Origin of the sequence: Erwinia sp. INIA01 (assembly GCF_025947915.1) — a bacterium.
Classification (GTDB): Bacteria; Pseudomonadota; Gammaproteobacteria; order Enterobacterales; family Enterobacteriaceae; genus Erwinia; species Erwinia coffeiphila.
On the sequence record NZ_JAPDNC010000014.1, the window covers coordinates 1 to 17,847 of the forward strand.

At 52.1% G+C, this 17,847-nt stretch carries 15 protein-coding genes and 1 rRNA gene; 10 read left to right on the plus strand and 6 right to left on the minus strand.

The genetic code is table 11. The features are described 5' to 3' along the window. Positions 1-109, plus strand: a 5S ribosomal RNA gene (gene rrf, locus OMR58_RS21385); the annotation flags it as partial. Positions 110-290: 181 nt separating this feature from the next. On the opposite strand, the gene mobB is transcribed toward rrf, so the two are convergent. Continuing rightward, the gene (gene mobB / locus OMR58_RS21390; RefSeq protein ID WP_200562183.1) at positions 291-818 is read right to left on the minus strand and encodes a molybdopterin-guanine dinucleotide biosynthesis protein MobB; all 528 of its coding nucleotides are present in this window, start codon (positions 816-818) and stop codon (positions 291-293) included. A 14-nt stretch (positions 819-832) separates the two neighbouring features. Next, a complete protein-coding gene (gene mobA, locus OMR58_RS21395) occupies positions 833-1,417 on the minus strand; it encodes a molybdenum cofactor guanylyltransferase MobA (RefSeq protein WP_105594395.1) in 585 nt (194 codons plus the stop codon). 76 nt (positions 1,418-1,493) lie between these two features. Between mobA and OMR58_RS21400 the strand changes: the two genes are divergently transcribed. The 5 genes from OMR58_RS21400 (at position 1,494) to OMR58_RS26080 (ending at position 7,062) form a co-directional block, all read left to right on the plus strand. Then, a complete protein-coding gene (locus tag OMR58_RS21400; RefSeq protein ID WP_200562181.1) occupies positions 1,494-1,763 on the plus strand; it encodes a YihD family protein in 270 nt (89 codons plus the stop codon). A gap of 82 nt (positions 1,764-1,845) precedes the next feature. Next, the gene (locus OMR58_RS21405) at positions 1,846-2,838 is read left to right on the plus strand and encodes a serine/threonine protein kinase (RefSeq protein WP_264546875.1); all 993 of its coding nucleotides are present in this window, start codon (positions 1,846-1,848) and stop codon (positions 2,836-2,838) included. A gap of 48 nt (positions 2,839-2,886) precedes the next feature. Further along, complete coding sequence (gene dsbA, locus OMR58_RS21410; RefSeq protein ID WP_105594398.1) at positions 2,887-3,516, plus strand: thiol:disulfide interchange protein DsbA; 630 nt, start codon at positions 2,887-2,889, stop codon at positions 3,514-3,516. Positions 3,517-3,931: 415 nt separating this feature from the next. Beyond that, positions 3,932-6,730 (plus strand): DNA polymerase I, encoded by a 2,799-nt coding sequence (polA, locus tag OMR58_RS21415; RefSeq protein WP_264546876.1) that lies wholly within the window; start codon positions 3,932-3,934, stop codon positions 6,728-6,730. 284 nt (positions 6,731-7,014) lie between these two features. After that, complete coding sequence (locus OMR58_RS26080; protein ID WP_071892919.1) at positions 7,015-7,062, plus strand: spot 42 RNA, inhibition of DNA synthesis; 48 nt, start codon at positions 7,015-7,017, stop codon at positions 7,060-7,062. A 184-nt stretch (positions 7,063-7,246) separates the two neighbouring features. Here OMR58_RS26080 and yihA read toward each other — a convergent pair whose 3' ends face one another. Further along, entirely contained in the window at positions 7,247-7,882 is a 636-nt protein-coding gene (gene yihA / locus OMR58_RS21420) for a ribosome biogenesis GTP-binding protein YihA/YsxC (RefSeq protein ID WP_264546877.1), read from the minus strand. A 553-nt stretch (positions 7,883-8,435) separates the two neighbouring features. Here yihA and yihI point away from each other — a divergent pair. Then, positions 8,436-8,966: a Der GTPase-activating protein YihI gene (gene yihI / locus OMR58_RS21425; protein ID WP_264546878.1), complete on the plus strand. Its 531-nt coding sequence runs from the start codon at positions 8,436-8,438 to the stop codon at positions 8,964-8,966. A gap of 315 nt (positions 8,967-9,281) precedes the next feature. After that, positions 9,282-10,655, plus strand: coding sequence for an oxygen-independent coproporphyrinogen III oxidase (hemN, locus tag OMR58_RS21430; protein ID WP_264546879.1), 1,374 nt, complete (start codon positions 9,282-9,284; stop codon positions 10,653-10,655). 63 nt (positions 10,656-10,718) lie between these two features. On the opposite strand, the gene glnG is transcribed toward hemN, so the two are convergent. The 3 genes from glnG to glnA form a co-directional block, all read right to left on the minus strand. After that, positions 10,719-12,128, minus strand: coding sequence for a nitrogen regulation protein NR(I) (gene glnG / locus OMR58_RS21435; protein ID WP_105594403.1), 1,410 nt, complete (start codon positions 12,126-12,128; stop codon positions 10,719-10,721). A 7-nt stretch (positions 12,129-12,135) separates the two neighbouring features. Next, on the minus strand, positions 12,136-13,185 hold the full coding sequence (gene glnL / locus OMR58_RS21440) for a nitrogen regulation protein NR(II) (protein WP_105594404.1): 1,050 nt from the start codon (positions 13,183-13,185) through the stop codon (positions 12,136-12,138). A 263-nt stretch (positions 13,186-13,448) separates the two neighbouring features. Continuing rightward, positions 13,449-14,858, minus strand: a complete 1,410-nt coding sequence (glnA, locus tag OMR58_RS21445; RefSeq protein WP_105594405.1) for a glutamate--ammonia ligase — start codon at positions 14,856-14,858, stop codon at positions 13,449-13,451. Between the two features lie 437 nt (positions 14,859-15,295). Between glnA and typA the strand changes: the two genes are divergently transcribed. Both typA and yihX read left to right on the plus strand, forming a co-directional pair. Then, positions 15,296-17,116 carry a ribosome-dependent GTPase TypA gene (typA, locus tag OMR58_RS21450; RefSeq protein WP_105594406.1) on the plus strand — a complete coding sequence of 607 codons (1,821 nt, stop codon included), beginning with the start codon at positions 15,296-15,298 and terminating at the stop codon, positions 17,114-17,116. A gap of 134 nt (positions 17,117-17,250) precedes the next feature. Continuing rightward, positions 17,251-17,847 carry a glucose-1-phosphatase gene (gene yihX / locus OMR58_RS21455; protein WP_105594407.1) on the plus strand — a complete coding sequence of 199 codons (597 nt, stop codon included), beginning with the start codon at positions 17,251-17,253 and terminating at the stop codon, positions 17,845-17,847.

Below are 17,847 nucleotides of genomic sequence, written 5' to 3' on the forward strand. Positions count from 1 at the left end.
GCTGTAGCGCGGTGGTCCCACCTGACCCCATGCCGAACTCAGAAGTGAAACGCCGTAGCGCCGATGGTAGTGTGGGGTCTCCCCATGCGAGAGTAGGGAACTGCCAGGCATAAAATAAAGCAGAAGGCCATCCTCACGGATGGCCTTTTTGCGTTTGCACACCGGTTTATGCCCCTGATGTGGCCCCCTGCCAACCGGTTTTCCGATTTCCGGCACCCGTTTTCGCTCAAAAATATGCTTCAGTGCGGCTCCGGTGTTACCGGGAGTCTGTTTTACCACCTTATTCAGCATCACGAAAATGGCGTACCCTGATTTATCTGCGTCGACATCCAGACTGCAATAAAATCAGCAACCTCAGCAACGTTGTTTAAATCCAGACAGGCCACATCGGGCTCAATACTAACGTCGCTGGCAACAGCAATCGTCCATTGATCCAGTGGTAAGGGGAGTGGTTTATCTGAACCGGACCGGTGCAGGACAATTTTTGTGACTTCTTCCTGCTTAAATCCTTCCACCAGAATAAGATCTAGCATCGAAGTATCCATTCTGCTGGCAAGATAATGCAGATCGAGCGCGTCCTGTTGTGGCGTTTCTGTCATTAAAGCCCAACGTAACTGACTGGCAACCAGTACCTGATCGGCCCCCGCTTTACGCAGCTCATAACTGTCCTTCCCCGGCGTATCAATTTCCAGCTGATGATGAGTGTGTTTGATCAACCCGCAGCGGATACCCCGTGATTTGAGTTCGGGAATTAACAGTTTAAGCAGCGTTGTTTTTCCTGTGCCGCTCCATGCGGAGATAGCCAGAAGTGGGATCATTATGTGAATTCCTTTCAGTTTTTAAGATCTTCGGGATGATTAATATTATTGAAGGCGGTACCGGCGTTGCTGAACAGCACACCGTGCCCGCCAGCCTGCTGTAAAAAAAGCAGTAGCCTGCGGTCACCACGCTCAAGATACTGACGAAGCTGTTTTGCCAGACTGCGATGCATCAATGCCAGCGCCGGGTGATCCCGCTGTTCAGAACGAGCCCAGACCGCCGGCGCGCCGTTTTTATTACGCCATAGATGCGAAACCAGATTGTCGGGCAGTTGCGGGGTATCACAGGAAGAAAAGGCGATCCATTCTGTATCGGCCTGCTCGAGCGCTGCCAGCATACCCGCCAGCGGGCCGGGAAAATCCGGCATTGTATCGGTGATAACCGGAAAGCCACTCTGTTGATATTCCGCAAGGTTACGATTGGCATTAATCCATACAGTATCAACCTGGGGTTTTAAACGCTGCAACACGTGGTGATAGAGCGGTTGCTGATGCCAAACGATCAGCCCTTTATCCTGGCCTCCCATTCTGCTGCCGCGGCCGCCAGCGAGGATCACTCCGGTGATAGCCGGACGTTCAGAGTTTGAGTTAATAGCCATTCTTTATGTCCTTTACTCAAGTTTGGCGTGTAGATTGATATCGTAACTGAAGTGTATTTATACGGGGAACAACAATATGAAATGCCATCGCCTCAATGAACTTATCAGCCTGTTACAGCCTGCATGGCAGCAGGAACCCGATCTCAATCTTGTACAGTTTTTGCAAAAAATGGCCAATGAGGCAGGATTTAAACAGCCAATTGAAGAACTTACGGATGATGTTCTGATCTATCACCTTAAGATGCGGGGCAGTGATAAAAGTGCGGAAATTCCCGGATTAAAGAAAGACTATGAGGATGATTTCAAGACAGCACTGCTTCGCGCTCGTGGGGTGATTAAAGATTAAATCTGCTCCTGGAGCCGAAGCCACCGGTATTTGATGATATTCTTAGCGGCTATACTTACGCATTTATCAATGAGCCTGCCGGATGACAGAAGCTGCTTTTAACTTCCAAACGCTTACCCCCGATACCATCCTCGATGCATTATGGGATACCGGCCTGCGGGTTGAATCCGGGCTGACGGCGCTGAATAGCTACGAAAACCGCGTGTATCAATTCACTGATGAAGATAAACGCCGCTATGTTGCAAAGTTTTACCGTCCTCAGCGCTGGTCGCAGCAGCAGATTGAAGAAGAACATCAATTCTCCGCCGAACTACTGGCGGATGAAGTTCCCATCGCCGCGCCGTTAAATTTGCAGGGGAAGATGCTGCATCAGCATCAGGGTTTCTGGTTCGCTGTTTTCCCCAGCCTTGGTGGCCGTCAGTATGAAACGGATAACTACGATCAGCTGGAATGGGTTGGCCGTTTCCTTGGACGCATTCATCAGACAGGGCGCAGGGAAACGTTTGTACATCGGCCGACAATCGGTCTTACGGAATATGTCGATCAACCCCTGCAAATACTGGCCAGCAGCACACTGGTTCCTAAGGGGCTGAAGGATAGTTTATTAGCCTCAATCGAGCGGCTACGCACAACTTTACAAAACTGCTGGCATACTCAGTGGCGGCCGCTGCGTCTGCACGGTGATTGCCATCCGGGAAATATTCTGTGGCGGGATGGTCCGCTTTTTGTCGATCTGGACGATGCTCGTAATGGTCCTGCGGTGCAGGATTTATGGATGCTGGTTAACGGCGATCGGCAAGAACAGCTGATCCAGTGGGATATTTTACTTGAAGCCTACAGTGAGTTTTGTGACTTTGATGCTCACGAATTGTCACTGATTGAGCCTTTACGTGCTATGCGGATGGTTTATTATCTGGCGTGGGTCGTTCGCAGATGGGACGATCCGGCTTTCCCAGGTAGTTTCCCGTGGATGACGGATGAGGATTTCTGGCGTCGCCAGATTTCCATATTTAATGAGCAGGACAAGCTGCTGCAGGAACCTCCGCTGCAGCTGATGCCTGATTTCCAGGTGTGATCACCCTTTGGTACGCCTACTGAGTAGTAACTAGGAGAGAGTTTCACGATGAAAAAAATTTGGTTTGCACTTGTCGGTATGGTACTGGCATTCAGCGCATCTGCTGCACAGTTTACCGACGGTCAGCAGTACGTCACGCTGGACAAACCCGCTTCCGGAGAGCCGCAGGTCCTGGAGTTCTTTTCATTCTTCTGCCCGCACTGTTATGAGTTTGAGCGTGTCTGGCACGTTAGCGACGCCGTAAAGAAAGACCTGCCGGCTAATGCAAAAGTGACCAAATACCATGTTGAATTCTTAGGTGGCGACATGGGTAAAACCGTCACTCAGGCGTGGGCCGTAGCCATGGCGCTGGGCGTGGAAGATAAAGTGACTGCGCCTATTTTCGATGGCATTCAGAAAACCCAGACGATTACCGATCCTGCCAGCCTGAAGGATACCTTTGTGAAGGCCGCCGGTATCAAGCCTGAAGATTATGACGCCGCATGGAATAGCTTTGTAGTGAAATCACTGGTCGCGCAGCAAGAAAAAGCGGCTGTTGATGTTGATCTTCGCGGCGTTCCGGCCATGTTCGTTAACGGTAAATATATGGTCAACAACGGTGGCCTGGATACCAGCTCAATGGATAACTATGTTCAGCAGTACGCGAACGTGGTGAAATTCCTGATCGGCCAGAAGTAATTAATCTGCTTAAATCGCCGGCTATCAGGCCGGCTTTTTTTTGTCCGTTTACTAGCAAATCAGACGGAATGAATTAAAATCTATCTCGGTTCTACACCATTCGTTTTCAGCGTTCGTCGCTACGCCTTTAACTAATATCCACATAATAATAATTCCGCTAAGGCCATTTTAAGTTAGCGGTTTTCTGTGTATCGCATTGAATATTATGGTTATAAAATTCATCCCTGTTATTCTCTTTTCGCGAATAAAGAAGAGTTATTGAATTTACACACAAACTTATCCACAGGATAAATTGTCGAGATGCTACGCAAAACGGCAATTGTTCTGTCAATTATGGCCATTGCGGTTTTATCTTTGATATCGAGCTGTGGCATCCTTAACACCAATCCAAAACTAATCAAGAACGTGACGACTTATGGCTCAAATTGCAGAAAACCCGCTGATCCTGGTAGATGGCTCTTCCTACCTGTACCGCGCTTACCATGCGTTCCCCCCACTGACCAATAGTGCTGGTGAACCAACCGGAGCAATGTATGGCGTACTGAACATGCTGCGCAGTCTGCTACTGCAATATAAGCCGAGCCACGTAGCGGTGGTATTTGATGCTAAAGGCAAAACGTTCCGTGACGAACTGTTCGAAGAGTACAAATCCCATCGCCCGCCGATGCCCGATGACCTCCGTGCACAGATAGAGCCGCTGCACACTATGGTGAAGGCTATGGGGCTACCGCTGCTGGCTGTATCCGGAGTGGAAGCCGATGACGTGATTGGTACGCTGGCACTGGCGGCTGAAAAAATGGGGAAACCCGTCCTGATCAGCACCGGCGATAAAGATATGGCTCAGCTGGTCACGCCTAATATCACGCTGATCAATACCATGAACAATGCCATCCTTGGCCCGGAAGAGGTGGTGGAAAAATATGGTATTCCCCCATCGCTGATTATCGACTTTCTGGCGCTGATGGGTGACTCGTCGGACAACATTCCTGGTGTACCCGGCGTGGGAGAGAAGACCGCGCAGGCGCTGCTTCAGGGGCTGGGCGGCATTAAGGATATTTACGCCAATCTCGACAGTGTTGCTGGTTTAACCTTCCGCGGTGCGAAAACCATGGCGGCGAAGCTGGAACAAAACAAAGAGATGGCGCTGCTATCCTATCAGCTGGCGACCATTAAGACTGACGTTGAGCTGGATCGGACCTGTGACCAGTTGACCGTCAATGAGCCAGCGACGGAAGAACTGCTGGCCCTGTTTAAGCAATATGAGTTCCGCCGCTGGATTGCCGATCTTGAAGATGGAAAATGGCTACAGGGTAAAGTGGGCGGAACCTCCTCACAGAAAGCGAAAGCCGCACCTGCTGCTGAAGCTGCCGCCGATGAGGAACAGCCTGCCAGCGTACTGTCATCTGACGGTTACGTCACCATTCTTGACGAAGAGACCTTTGAAAGCTGGCTGCAAAAACTCCAGCGTAGCGAGCTCTTTGCTTTCGACCTGGAAACCGACTCTCTGGATACGCTGAGTGCTAATATCGTGGGTCTGTCTTTTGCTATCGCACCGGGTGAAGCGGCTTATCTTCCGGTAGCGCATGATTATCTGGATGCTCCCGATCAGCTGGATCGCAGCAGCGTGCTGTCACGCCTTAAACCACTGTTAGAAGATAATAATGCGCTGAAAGTTGGGCAGAACCTGAAATACGACCGTGGCGTGCTGAAAAACTATGATATTGAATTAAAAGGTATTCGTTTCGATACCATGCTGGAGTCCTATGCGCTGAATAGCGTGGCGGGCCGCCATGATATGGATACCCTGGCATTACGCTGGCTGAACCATAAAACGGTGACTTTTGAAGAGATTGCCGGTAAAGGTAAGAATCAGCTGACCTTTAACCAGATAGCACTCGAGCAGGCGGCACACTACGCGGCAGAAGACGCCGACGTAACGCTACAGCTGCATCTGAAAATGTGGCCTGAACTGGAGAAAGAGCAGGGGCCTAAAGCCGTTTTCGATCAGGTCGAAATGCCGCTGGTGCCGGTTATCTCACGCATTGAGCGTAACGGCGTGTTGATCGATCAGAGCATACTGGCCGCACATTCAAAAGAGCTGGGGACGCGGCTGGCGGAGCTGGAACTGCGGGCTCATGAGCTTGCCGGTGAGCCGTTTAACCTGTCTTCACCGAAGCAGCTGCAAACGATTCTGTTTGAAAAGCAGGGTATCAAACCGACCAAGAAAACGCCGGGCGGCGCGCCGTCGACCAGTGAAGAAGTGCTTGCCGAGCTGGCCCTGGACTATCCCCTGCCTAAGGTAATCCTTGAGCACCGTGGTTTATCTAAGCTGAAGTCGACCTATACTGACAAGCTGCCGCAGATGATCAATCCGCTTTCTGGCCGCGTGCATACTTCCTACCACCAGACAGTTACAGCGACCGGAAGGCTCTCTTCCAGCGATCCTAACTTGCAAAATATTCCGGTGCGCAATGACGAAGGGCGTCGCATCCGTCAGGCGTTTATTGCTCCGAAAGGGCACGTCATCGTTGCCGCCGACTATTCCCAGATTGAACTGCGCATCATGGCGCATCTGTCTCAGGATACAGGGCTGCTGACTGCGTTCGCTAATGAGCAGGATATTCACCGTGCGACCGCTGCGGAAGTCTTTGGCGTCTCACTGGACAGCGTGAGCGGTGAACAACGACGCAGCGCGAAAGCGATCAACTTTGGTCTGATTTACGGCATGAGCGCGTTTGGTTTGTCCCGGCAGCTTAACATTGGCGCTGGCGAAGCGAAGAAATATATGGATCTCTACTTCGAGCGTTATCCTGGGGTATTGCAGTATATGGAGAGTACCCGTGAGCAGGCAGCTGAAAAGGGCTATGTTGCAACCCTGGACGGGCGTCGGCTGTATCTGCCGGATATCAAAGCCAGCAATGTGATGCGTCGTAAGGCGGCGGAACGCGCAGCGATTAACGCCCCGATGCAGGGGACTGCGGCGGATATTATTAAACGGGCAATGATTGCCGTGGACGAGTGGCTGCTCCAGCAAGCTGACCCCGCTGTGAAGATGATTATGCAGGTACACGATGAACTGGTATTTGAAGTCAGAGCGGATGCCGTTGATGCTGCTTCAGATAAGATTCGCCAACTGATGGAAAGCAGTATGAAACTGGATGTGCCGCTGCGTGTCGATGTCGGCGTTGGCGACAACTGGGATCAGGCGCACTAATCTCTAATGCAATAGGCCGGGTAGTCACTTCTCCCGGCCTGAAACATCGATAAGAAAATAATCTATTTAATCGTTTCAGCTTCTGACCCTGCATATACTGTGGTTACCAGTAACGCTAACCATTTCAGCTAAAAGCATTTTTTAAGTAATTAAGCTACAGAAAGGGCGTCGTTATGTGACGAATGTTGGATCTTGACTGTCGTTTTCTGAAAATTAACTACAAAAAACCCTTTTTAGCGCTCAAAAAATCATGTAGAGTTTATCGCGTAGGGTACAGAGGTAAGATGTTCTATCTTTCAGACCTTTTACTTCACGTAATCGGATTTGGCTGAATATTTTAGCCGCCCCAGTCGTTATGACTGGGGCGTTTTTTATTGTCTGTCGCCTGCATCCTTGACGCCGCAGCTGCGTTAGCTGCGAGCCTTCGCCCCGGCCACTTACTGATGTAAGCTCCCGGGTTCTTATGCTCTTGCCGCCTTGCTGCAACGCCAGCTATTCGGCGGCAGATCGTCTATTTCAGACAGTTTCTTCGTCTTCTTCAGTCGCAGGCGGCAGCTCGCGATACCAGCTATCCAGCTTCTGGCTCAGCTTATCCACGCCAATTTTCTTCAGCGATGAGAAGGCTTCAACATCCACCGTGCCGAGGAAAGATTTCGCTTCTTCACGAACGGCGTTCAGCTGTGCTTTACGCGCCCCGGAAGCCAGTTTGTCGGCCTTAGTCAGCAGTATCAGTACTTCAATACCGCTCTGTACGGCCCACATAACCATCTGACGGTCGAGATCTTTCAGAGGATGGCGAATATCCATCAGAACTACCAGCCCCTTCAGGCATTGGCGCTTTTGCAGGTATTCTGCCAGCGATCGCTGCCACTTCAGCTTCATCTCTTCCGGCACTTCGGCATAACCATAGCCGGGAAGATCCACCAGTCTGTAACCTTCGGCAACCTGGAACAGGTTGATTAACTGGGTACGGCCAGGTGTTTTACTGGTTCGGGCAAGGCTTTTCTGATTTGTCAGCGTATTGAGCGCGCTGGATTTACCCGCGTTTGAACGCCCGGCAAAAGCAACCTCAATGCCGGTATCGGCAGGCAGATGGCGGATATCCGGGGCGCTGGTGACAAAATGGGTGACGTGATAATTCCAGCCAGGCAAAATAAAGTACTCCAGGAAAAAAAGTGAATTGCGTTGATTATACCCTGTATGATCGAAAAGCGCCCGATAAGACATAATAACCCTGGTATTCTCTGTGAGATATTTGCCATAAAATGTGGCGGCACTCTCTGCTTTTTTTTCTTCCAATCATTAAAATATTCTTTGATTTCATGTGATTATTTTTTTCATATCCAAAAAATAACTAAAAATAAAAGCACAGCCTTGATAGTCGGATTAGTTAGTCTACATTTGTAATCAGAAACAGGCAGTTTCACTTCAGGATGAAGCGCTCATTGAGCATCAGGACGATGAAGAGCAGGGAAAGGAGAGTGCGAAGGGATCGCACAGCAGGATGGGAGCTCACCGGGACGTGGGCGCTTTGCAAAGGAAAACCGGGACGTTGGCTGCTAAAATGGATGCTGACACCGTCAGCCCTTCTGTGGAAGGTGCGAAAAAAGGCGACAGGGTGACCTGCCGCCTTTTTTCTTTCTCTGCTTTCTGCTAGATTCCGCCGCAATTCTATACTGAAGATAAACGTCTGAGAGCAGAAACCATGAAGCAACCTGCACGCACGCCACAGGGACAAAAACCTGCTGCAAAAAATAAGCGTAAATCCCGTGATGAACTGAATCAGGAAGCGCGCGACCGTAAACGTGATAAAAAACGTAGCGGCAACGCAACCGGCAGCCGATCTAATCCTGTTGCAGAGAGCCAGAAACCCAGCAGCAGTAGCAAAACTAAAGATCCGCGCATCGGTAGTAAAAAGCCCATCGTACTGGGTGGAGATGCCGTTGCCGCAAAACCGGCTAAGCCCGCCAAAGCACCTAAAGTTCAGCCGGAGAAAAAACCGCGCCTGACGCCGCAGGAAGAACTGGCGATGCTGGAAAATGACGAACGCCTGGACGCATTGCTGGATCGTCTGGAAAACGGTGAGTCGCTGTCTGCGGAAGATCAGGCATGGCTCGATCAGGCCCTGGATCGCATCGACGTACTGATGGAACAGTTGGGCATTGCACTGGATGATGATGTCGAAGACGACGCTGCGGAAGAAGATATGTATCGCCTGCTGAAGGGTGGGAACTGATTTTTTATCTCTGCTCCTGCGGGGGGATTCGCTCTCCATTGTCGGGAAAGGAAGGGTGTGCGTGCCCGGCATTCTGCATCTGATATTGACGTAAATTGAGGCAGGGCAATTCTGCTCTGCCTGTAATAACCGGTTTCTCTGCTGATGATTTGGCCTGGATCAATTATTGCGCTGATTCTGCTGTGCTGGCTGGGGTGGTTGTTCGTTAAACTACAGCGGTTATCGCGCCTGAAAGCACGGCTGCGTAGCAGGATCGTCAGCCGGCCTCTCCCTGTCCCGCGACGGTCTGCCCGAAAGCGTAAAAGGTAGGCGAGCATGCAGATACAGAAAGCAGAATGGGATCTCCCGTTAATTCAGAAGTACAATATCTCCGGTCCACGTTACACCTCTTATCCAACGGCTCTGGAATTCAGCCAGGATTACGATGAAAGCGCTTTTGTACGCGCGGCGTCGCGTTATCCCGATCGGCCGCTGTCTCTCTATCTGCATATCCCGTTTTGCCATCAGCTCTGCTATTTCTGCGGCTGTAATAAACAGGTAACGCGTCAGCAACACAAAGCCGATGCCTACCTGGATGCGCTGGTGCAGGAAATCGCGGCTCGCGCCCCGTTGTTCAGCCAGCGCATCGTCAGCCAGATGCACTGGGGCGGCGGTACGCCGACTTTTCTGACTAAGGCGCAAATCAGCAGGCTGCTGGGTACTCTGCGGCAGCATTTTACATTTGCTGCTGATGTGGAAATGTCGATTGAGGTCGATCCGCGCGAAATCGAACTGGATGTACTGGATTACCTGCGTGAAGGAGGATTCAACCGTCTGAGTATGGGCGTGCAGGATTTTAACAAGCAGGTTCAGCAAAGCGTTAACCGGGTACAGGATGAGGCAATGATATTCGCCCTGATGGCCCGGGCGCGTCAGCTGGGCTTTACCTCCACCAATATCGATCTGATCTACGGTCTTCCCCATCAGACGGCAGAGAGCTTTGCATTTACCCTGCAAAAGGTAGCCGATCTTAATCCGGATCGCCTTAGCGTATTTAACTATGCTCATCTGCCAGAACTGTTTGCAGCCCAACGCAAGATCCGCCAGGAAGACTTACCCGATGCGCAGCAGAAACTGGATATTCTGCAGCAGACGATTTCGTCACTGACCGCTCAGGGCTATGAATTTATCGGTATGGACCACTTCGCTCGCCATGATGACGAGCTGGCGATTGCGCAGCGCGCCGGAAAGCTGCACCGCAACTTCCAGGGGTATACCACTCAGGGAGACAGCGATCTGTTAGGTATGGGCGTTTCGGCAATTAGCATGATCGGGGATAGCTATGCGCAGAACCAAAAAGAGCTGAAGCATTATTACGCCGCGATTGAGCAGGATAAAACGGCGCTCTGGCGCGGGTTACAGCTCACGGACGATGACTGTATCCGACGTGATGTGATTAAGAGCCTGATGTGCAATTTCTCGCTGTCATTTGCAGCGGTTGAAACGCAGTGGGGAATCGATTTCCAACGCTATTTTGCGGACGATCTGCACCAGCTGCAGCCGCTGATTGCCGACGGGCTGGTGGATAGCCACCAGAAGGGCCTTCAGATAACGCCTAAGGGGCGATTGCTGGTAAGGAATATCTGTATGTGCTTTGACAGCTATCTGCGCCAGAAAGCCCGCAGGCAGCAATTTTCGCGAGTGATTTAATTCAGCCAGTAAAAAGGCGAGCCGCAAGCGGCTCGCCCGGTGCATAACCGGCCAGAATAAACGTTATTCCATTCCCAGTTCTTTCAGCTTGCGGGTGAGCGTATTGCGCCCCCAGCCAAGCAGGCGAGCAGCTTCCTGCTTGTGGCCCTGAGTATGGCGCAGTGCGGTGGTCAGCAGCGTGCGCTCCATTTCCGGCTGTGCTTCGGACAGCAAATTTTGATGACCGGAACGCAGCGCTCTGTCGGCCCACTGTGCCAGTAGCGTGGCCCAGCTATCCGGCAGAGACTGGCTCGGACTGTCCGGTGTCGACGTCTCAAACAGCTCCGGTGGCAGATCCTGAATCAGCACTTCCTGACCGGCCGCCATCACCGTCAGCCAGCGGCAGGTGTTTTCCAGCTGGCGCACGTTACCGGACCAGTGAAGGCGGGTCAGCGCGGTTTCCGTTTCCGGATGCAGAATTTTCGCTTCCACGCCCAGCTCCCGTGCAGCGACCTGCAGGAAATAGCGCGCCAGGCGCGGAATGTCTTCGCGTCGTTCACGCAGCGGCGGTAAATGCACGCGAATAACGTTCAGGCGGTGGAATAAATCCTCGCGGAATTTCCCTTCCTGCACACGCATTTCCAGATTCTGGTGGGTTGCCGCGATAATGCGCACGTCCACCTTCACCGGGGCATAGCCACCCACGCGATAAAACTGTCCGTCTGCCAGTACACGCAGCAGTCGGGTCTGGACATCCAGCGGCATATCACCAATTTCATCAAGGAACAGTGTGCCGCCATCCGCCTGCTCGAAGCGGCCCTGGCGAATTTGATTCGCGCCGGTAAATGCCCCTTTTTCATGGCCGAACAGCTCGGATTCAATCAAATCCTTAGGAATAGCGGCCATATTAAGCGCAATAAACGGCGCCTTTGCCCGAGGGCTGTGGCGGTGCAGCGCGTGCGCGACTAACTCTTTACCGGTACCTGACTCACCGTTGATCAGCACGCTGATCGAGGAACGGGAGAGGCGGCCGATAATGCGAAAGACATCCTGCATGGCCGGCGCTTCACCGATGATATCGGTGGTTGGCCCGCTGGCAGGCTGATTGCGCGGCTGCTGCTGTTCCTGATAGTGGCTGATAGCGCGCTCAACCAGCGCTACCGCTTCGTCGATATCAAACGGTTTAGGCAGATAATCAAACGCACCCTGCTGGTATGCGCTAACGGCGGCATCCAGATCGGAATGGGCGGTCATGATAATCACCGGCAGCATCGGATGACGCTGTTTAATCTGTTTCAGCAGTGCCAGCCCGTCCATGCCCGGCATGCGAATATCCGATAATAAAACGTCTGGGGTTTTGGTTGCGAGTGCATCCAGCACCTCATTGCCACTTTCAAATGTGACACAACTTAAACCGGCTCCAGTGAGCGCGCGTTCAAGCACCCAGCGGATGGAGCTATCGTCATCGACGATCCAAACTATCCCTCGTTGCATAGAAACCTCACTGGCGAATAGGCAGATAAACTGAGAACTCAGTGTGTCCGGGCCAACTGTTGAACTCTATTTTCCCGGAATGCTGGTCTATCAGGCTGCGGGCAATCGACAGCCCCAGCCCGGTGCCGCCTTCGCGGCCGCTGACCATCGGGTAAAACAGCGTATCCTGCAGTTGTGCCGGGATGCCCGGGCCGTCATCTTCAATATCGATGCGCGCCACAAGGCGATAGCGTGTACCGTGCAGCGTGAGCTGAAACGCCGTACGGGTACGTAGCGTAATGGTTCCACCCTGATCGCCCAGCGCCTGCAGCGCGTTACGGACGACGTTAAGCAGAACTTGTTCGATTTGGTCGGGATCGTGTGGTAGCTCGGGCAGGCTGGGATCGTAATCCCGTACCAGAGAAACGTTATCGGGCAGCTCCATAGAAACCAGATTGACCACGCGTTCAGCCACCTGGTGGATACTCTGAGTAACGTGCATTCCCGGCTGCTGAGGGCCCAAAAGGCGATCGACCAGATTGCGCAGGCGGTCAGCCTGTTCAATGATAACTTTGGTGTATTCGGTTAAACCCGGATCGGGGAGCGCTTTGGCCAGCAGCTGTGCTGCGCCGCGTAATCCTCCCAGCGGATTTTTAATCTCATGCGCCAGACCGCGAACCAGATCGCGCGCAGCAACCTGTTGTGCATGCTGCAACTGCTCCTGGCTAAGACGACGCTGATTATCCATCGGCGCCATTTCCATCAGAATCAGACCATCCGGCAGGCGCTGTGCGGTCAGCGACATAATATGGGCGCGACTGTCGACCACCAGGGTCACTTCGCTGTCGGTGAAGCCCTGACCTGCATCCAGGTTCTCGAGCATCACTTCAATATTGAGAGAAAAATAACCAATCAGTTCCGGTAACGGCGTACCGAACAGCTTGCGGGAACTTTGCGCCAGCAATTGCTGCGCTGCGGGGTTGGCATAATGAATCACCAGCTCGCTATCAACTAACAAAATGCTGTTGATCAGTGAATTGAGAATCTGCCCAGCATCGGGCAGAGCGCCAGTTGCCATAAAGCGTTCTCCTGAGTCATTCGCGCGCACCAATTTAGTGCATTATAGTCATTTAACCCGGAAATCATCGCGTGAAACGATGAATTTGTGGAGAAAAAAGCCCATCCGAAGATGGGCTGAAAGTTTCCACGGCAACAAAATCCCAGGCGTTTATCGTGCTGGAGCTTGGCGGGTTCCTTAATCTCACCCACATGGCATAGCCATGCGGGTTTGGTCTTGGTTGCCGCCTCTCAGCGACAGGATATTCGCCGGGCTACTACTAATTAAACGCTGTAGTACAGTTCGAACTCGACTGGGTGCGGAGTCATACGAACGCGGTCCATCTCTTCCTGACGCAGGGCGATATAGGCATCGATAGTGTCTTCGGTGAACACGCCGCCACGAGTCAGGAACTCACGGTCTTCGTTCAGTGCAGCCAGTGCTTCGTCCAGAGAACCTGCAACTTTTGGAATCTCAGCTTCTTCTTCCGGAGGCAGGTCGTACAGGTTTTTGTCCATTGCATCGCCAGGGTGGATCTTGTTGATGATGCCGTCCAGGCCAGCCATCAGCAGTGCAGCGAAGCACAGGTATGGGTTAGCCGCTGGATCCGGGAAGCGCGCTTCGATGCGGCGTGCTTTCGGGCTGGTAACCACTGGGATACGGATTGAAGCTGAACGGTTACGGGCAGAGTAAGCCAGCATTACTGGCGCTTCGTAGCCTGGGACCAGACGCTTGTAAGAGTTGGTGGTTGGGTTTGCCAGGGCGTTGATCGCTTTAGCGTGCTTGATAACACCACCGATGTAGAACAGTGCCATTTCAGACAGGCCGCCGTATTTGTCACCGGCGAACAGGTTGGTGCCGCCTTTAGACAGAGACATGTGGCAGTGCATACCGGAGCCGTTGTCGCCAAACATTGGCTTAGGCATAAAGGTTGCTGTTTTGCCGTAAGCGTGAGCAACGTTGTGAACAACGTATTTGTAGATCTGAATTTCGTCAGCTTTTTTGGTCATGGTGTTGAAGCGGGTAGCCACTTCGTTCTGACCAGCGGTTGCCACTTCGTGGTGGTGAGCTTCAACAACCAGGCCCATCTGCTCCATGGTCAGACACATAGCAGAACGGATGTCCTGTGAAGAGTCGACCGGTGGCACCGGGAAGTAACCGCCTTTCAGACCTGGACGGTGGCCTTTGTTGCCGCCTTCGTATTCTTTACCGGTGTTCCAGCAGGCTTCGATATCATCGATAGCAACGTGAGAACCTGAAGTGCTGCTGCCGAAACGAATGTCGTCGAACAGGAAGAACTCTGGCTCTGGTCCAAACAGCACGGTATCCGCGATGCCGGAAGAACGCAGGAAGTCTTCAGCGCGCTTAGCGATGGAACGCGGGTCGCGGTCGTAGCCCTGCAGAGTGCCTGGCTCGAGGACGTCACAACGGATGATCAGGGTAGAGTCAGCGAAGAACGGATCGATCATCGCAGTAGTCGCGTCTGGCATCAGAACCATGTCGGATTCGTTGATGCCTTTCCAGCCACCAATCGAGGAACCGTCAAACATTTTGCCTTCTTCGAAGAAGTCAGCGTTAACCTGATGAGCGGGAATGGTCACGTGCTGCTCTTTACCTTTAGTGTCGGTAAAACGCAGGTCAACAAATTTGACTTCGTGCTCGTTCATCATCGACAGAACGTGTTCAGCGGACATACTTAACTCTCCTGGATTTTGTCATTGTCGTCGTGGTTAGAGAACTTAACGGGCGCGCTTTGCGTTTGGCTGCGCTGACTCCGAAAATTAAAGTCCTCTGACAAGCTATCAACCGTTGTGGAAACTGGCATTTTTCGCTTACAGATACTAAAGCGAAATCTATGCCAACTTTTTTATTCAGTGAAAAAAGCGCTATGATGCGCCCTCTCGAAAGACGAGGAGTGCACCATGATGGAAAATGCGCACTATTTTGGTGCTTTTGTATGATAGCTGGGCACCATTTTGGTGCAAATTTGCCATGCAGTGCAATCTTTGCACTGAAAATGGCATCAAATGCAATCCGAACAGTTAAATTTCTATGAAATATGTGATCCTGTTCAGTCCTTCGATTAATCCGTGTACAATAGCGCGCTATTTCTAATGCCTGAGGCAAAGCTGTGATCGAAAATTTGCGTAACATCGCCATTATTGCCCACGTTGACCATGGTAAAACTACCCTGGTTGATAAGTTGCTGCAGCAGTCCGGGACCTTCGATGCCCGTACCGAAGCAACCGAACGCGTAATGGACTCCAACGATTTGGAGAAAGAGCGTGGGATTACCATCCTCGCAAAAAACACCGCCATTAAATGGAATGACTATCGCATCAATATCGTAGATACCCCAGGACACGCCGACTTCGGCGGTGAGGTAGAGCGTGTGATGTCAATGGTTGACTCGGTGCTGCTGGTTGTGGATGCAATGGATGGCCCTATGCCGCAAACCCGCTTCGTGACCAAAAAAGCCTTCGCTAATGGTCTGAAGCCGATTGTAGTTATCAACAAAGTTGACCGCCCTGGTGCGCGTCCAGACTGGGTTGTCGATCAGGTGTTTGACCTGTTCGTAAACCTGGATGCTACTGATGAGCAGCTGGACTTCCCGATTATCTATGCTTCTGCATTGAACGGTATCGCGGGTCTGGATCACAACGATATGGCGGAAGACATGACTCCGCTGTATCAGGCAATCGTTGATCGCGTATCGCCACCACAGGTTGAGCTGGAAGCCCCACTGCAGATGCAGATCTCGCAGCTGGACTACAACAACTACCTGGGCGTAATCGGTATCGGTCGTATCAAGCGCGGTAAGGTTCGCCCTAACCAGCAGATCACCGTAATCGACAGCGAAGGCAAAACTCGCAACGCTAAAGTCGGTAAAGTTCTGACCCACATGGGCCTGGAGCGTATTGAAGCCACTGAAGCGGAAGCGGGCGACATCATCGCCATCACCGGTCTGGGTGAGCTGAACATCTCTGACACTATCTGCGACCCGCAGAACGTGGAAGCGCTGCCGGCCCTGAGCGTTGATGAACCAACCGTAACCATGTTCTTCTGCGTTAACACCTCTCCGTTCTGCGGTAAAGAAGGTAAGTATGTGACTTCACGTCAGATCCTCGACCGTCTGAACAAAGAGCTGGTGCATAACGTGGCACTGCGCGTTGAAGAAACCCCGGATGCTGATGCGTTCCGTGTTTCTGGCCGTGGTGAGCTGCACCTGTCCGTTCTGATCGAAAACATGCGTCGTGAAGGTTTCGAACTGGCGGTATCCCGTCCGAAAGTTATCTTCCGTGAGTTCGAAGGCCGTAAGCAAGAGCCATTCGAAAACGTAACCCTCGACATCGAAGAGCAGCACCAGGGCTCCGTGATGCAGGCGATGGGTGAGCGTAAAGGCGACATGAAAAACATGGATCCGGATGGTAAAGGCCGCGTGCGTCTTGACTACGAGATCCCAAGCCGTGGTCTGATCGGCTTCCGTAACGAATTCATGACCATGACTTCCGGTACCGGCCTGCTGTACTCCACCTTCAGCCACTACGACGACGTTCGTCCGGGCGATGTGGGCCAGCGCCAGAACGGCGTGCTGATCTCTAACGGCCAGGGTAAAGCGGTAGCATTCGCCCTGTTCAGCCTGCAGGATCGCGGTAAGCTGTTCCTGGGTCACGGTGCAGAAGTGTATGAAGGCCAGATCATCGGTATTCACTCACGTTCTAACGACCTGACCGTGAACTGCCTGACCGGTAAAAAACTGACTAACATGCGTGCTTCCGGTACTGATGAAGCCACCACACTGGTTCCACCACAGAAAATGACTCTGGAGCAGGCTCTGGAATTCATCGATGATGACGAACTGGTAGAAGTGACTCCGCAGTCCGTACGTATCCGTAAACGTCACCTGACTGAGAACGATCGTAAACGCGCAAACCGCGGACCGAAAGAGTAATAACTCGTCGAATCAGTGAACAAAGGTCGGAGCAATCCGGCCTTTTTTTTGTCCGCAGTTTTCCTTCCCTTACCTGTTCAGCCTCCGGATTTACCGCTAGAGTGAATAACTCAGCGGAACAAAAGGAGAGGGCTATGCTGTATATCTTTGATCTCGGTAATGTCATTGTAGATATTGATTTCAGACGGGTTTTAGGTGCCTGGAGCGATCTCGGCCGCGTACCGCTGGCCACACTGCAAAGCCGCTTTCATATGGGCGAACCTTTCTTCCAACACGAACGTGGTGAAATCAGCGACGAACAGTTTGCGGCGCAAATGTGTGAACAGCTGGATATCGCGCTTGGATTTGAGCAGTTTGCTGTCGGCTGGCAGGCCGTGTTTGTCGGTGTACGCCCGGAAGTGATCGCCATCATGCACAAACTGCGGGAACAGGGCGATCGCGTCGTCATTTTATCGAATACCAACCGCCTGCACTGCGAGTTCTGGCCAACCGAATATCCTGAAGTTAAAAACGCCGCTGATAAAATTTATCTGTCGCAGGAAATGGGGCTGCGTAAGCCCGACCCTGAAATTTATCAACGCCTGCTTAATGAAGAAGAAGCCTCCGTGCAGGACGCTATCTTCTTCGATGATAACCTTGAGAATATTGAGGCTGCACGAGCGCTAGGCATCCACAGTGTCCATGTGACCGATGCCAGCGTGGTGCCGGCGTTTTTCTCCGACCGTAAATAG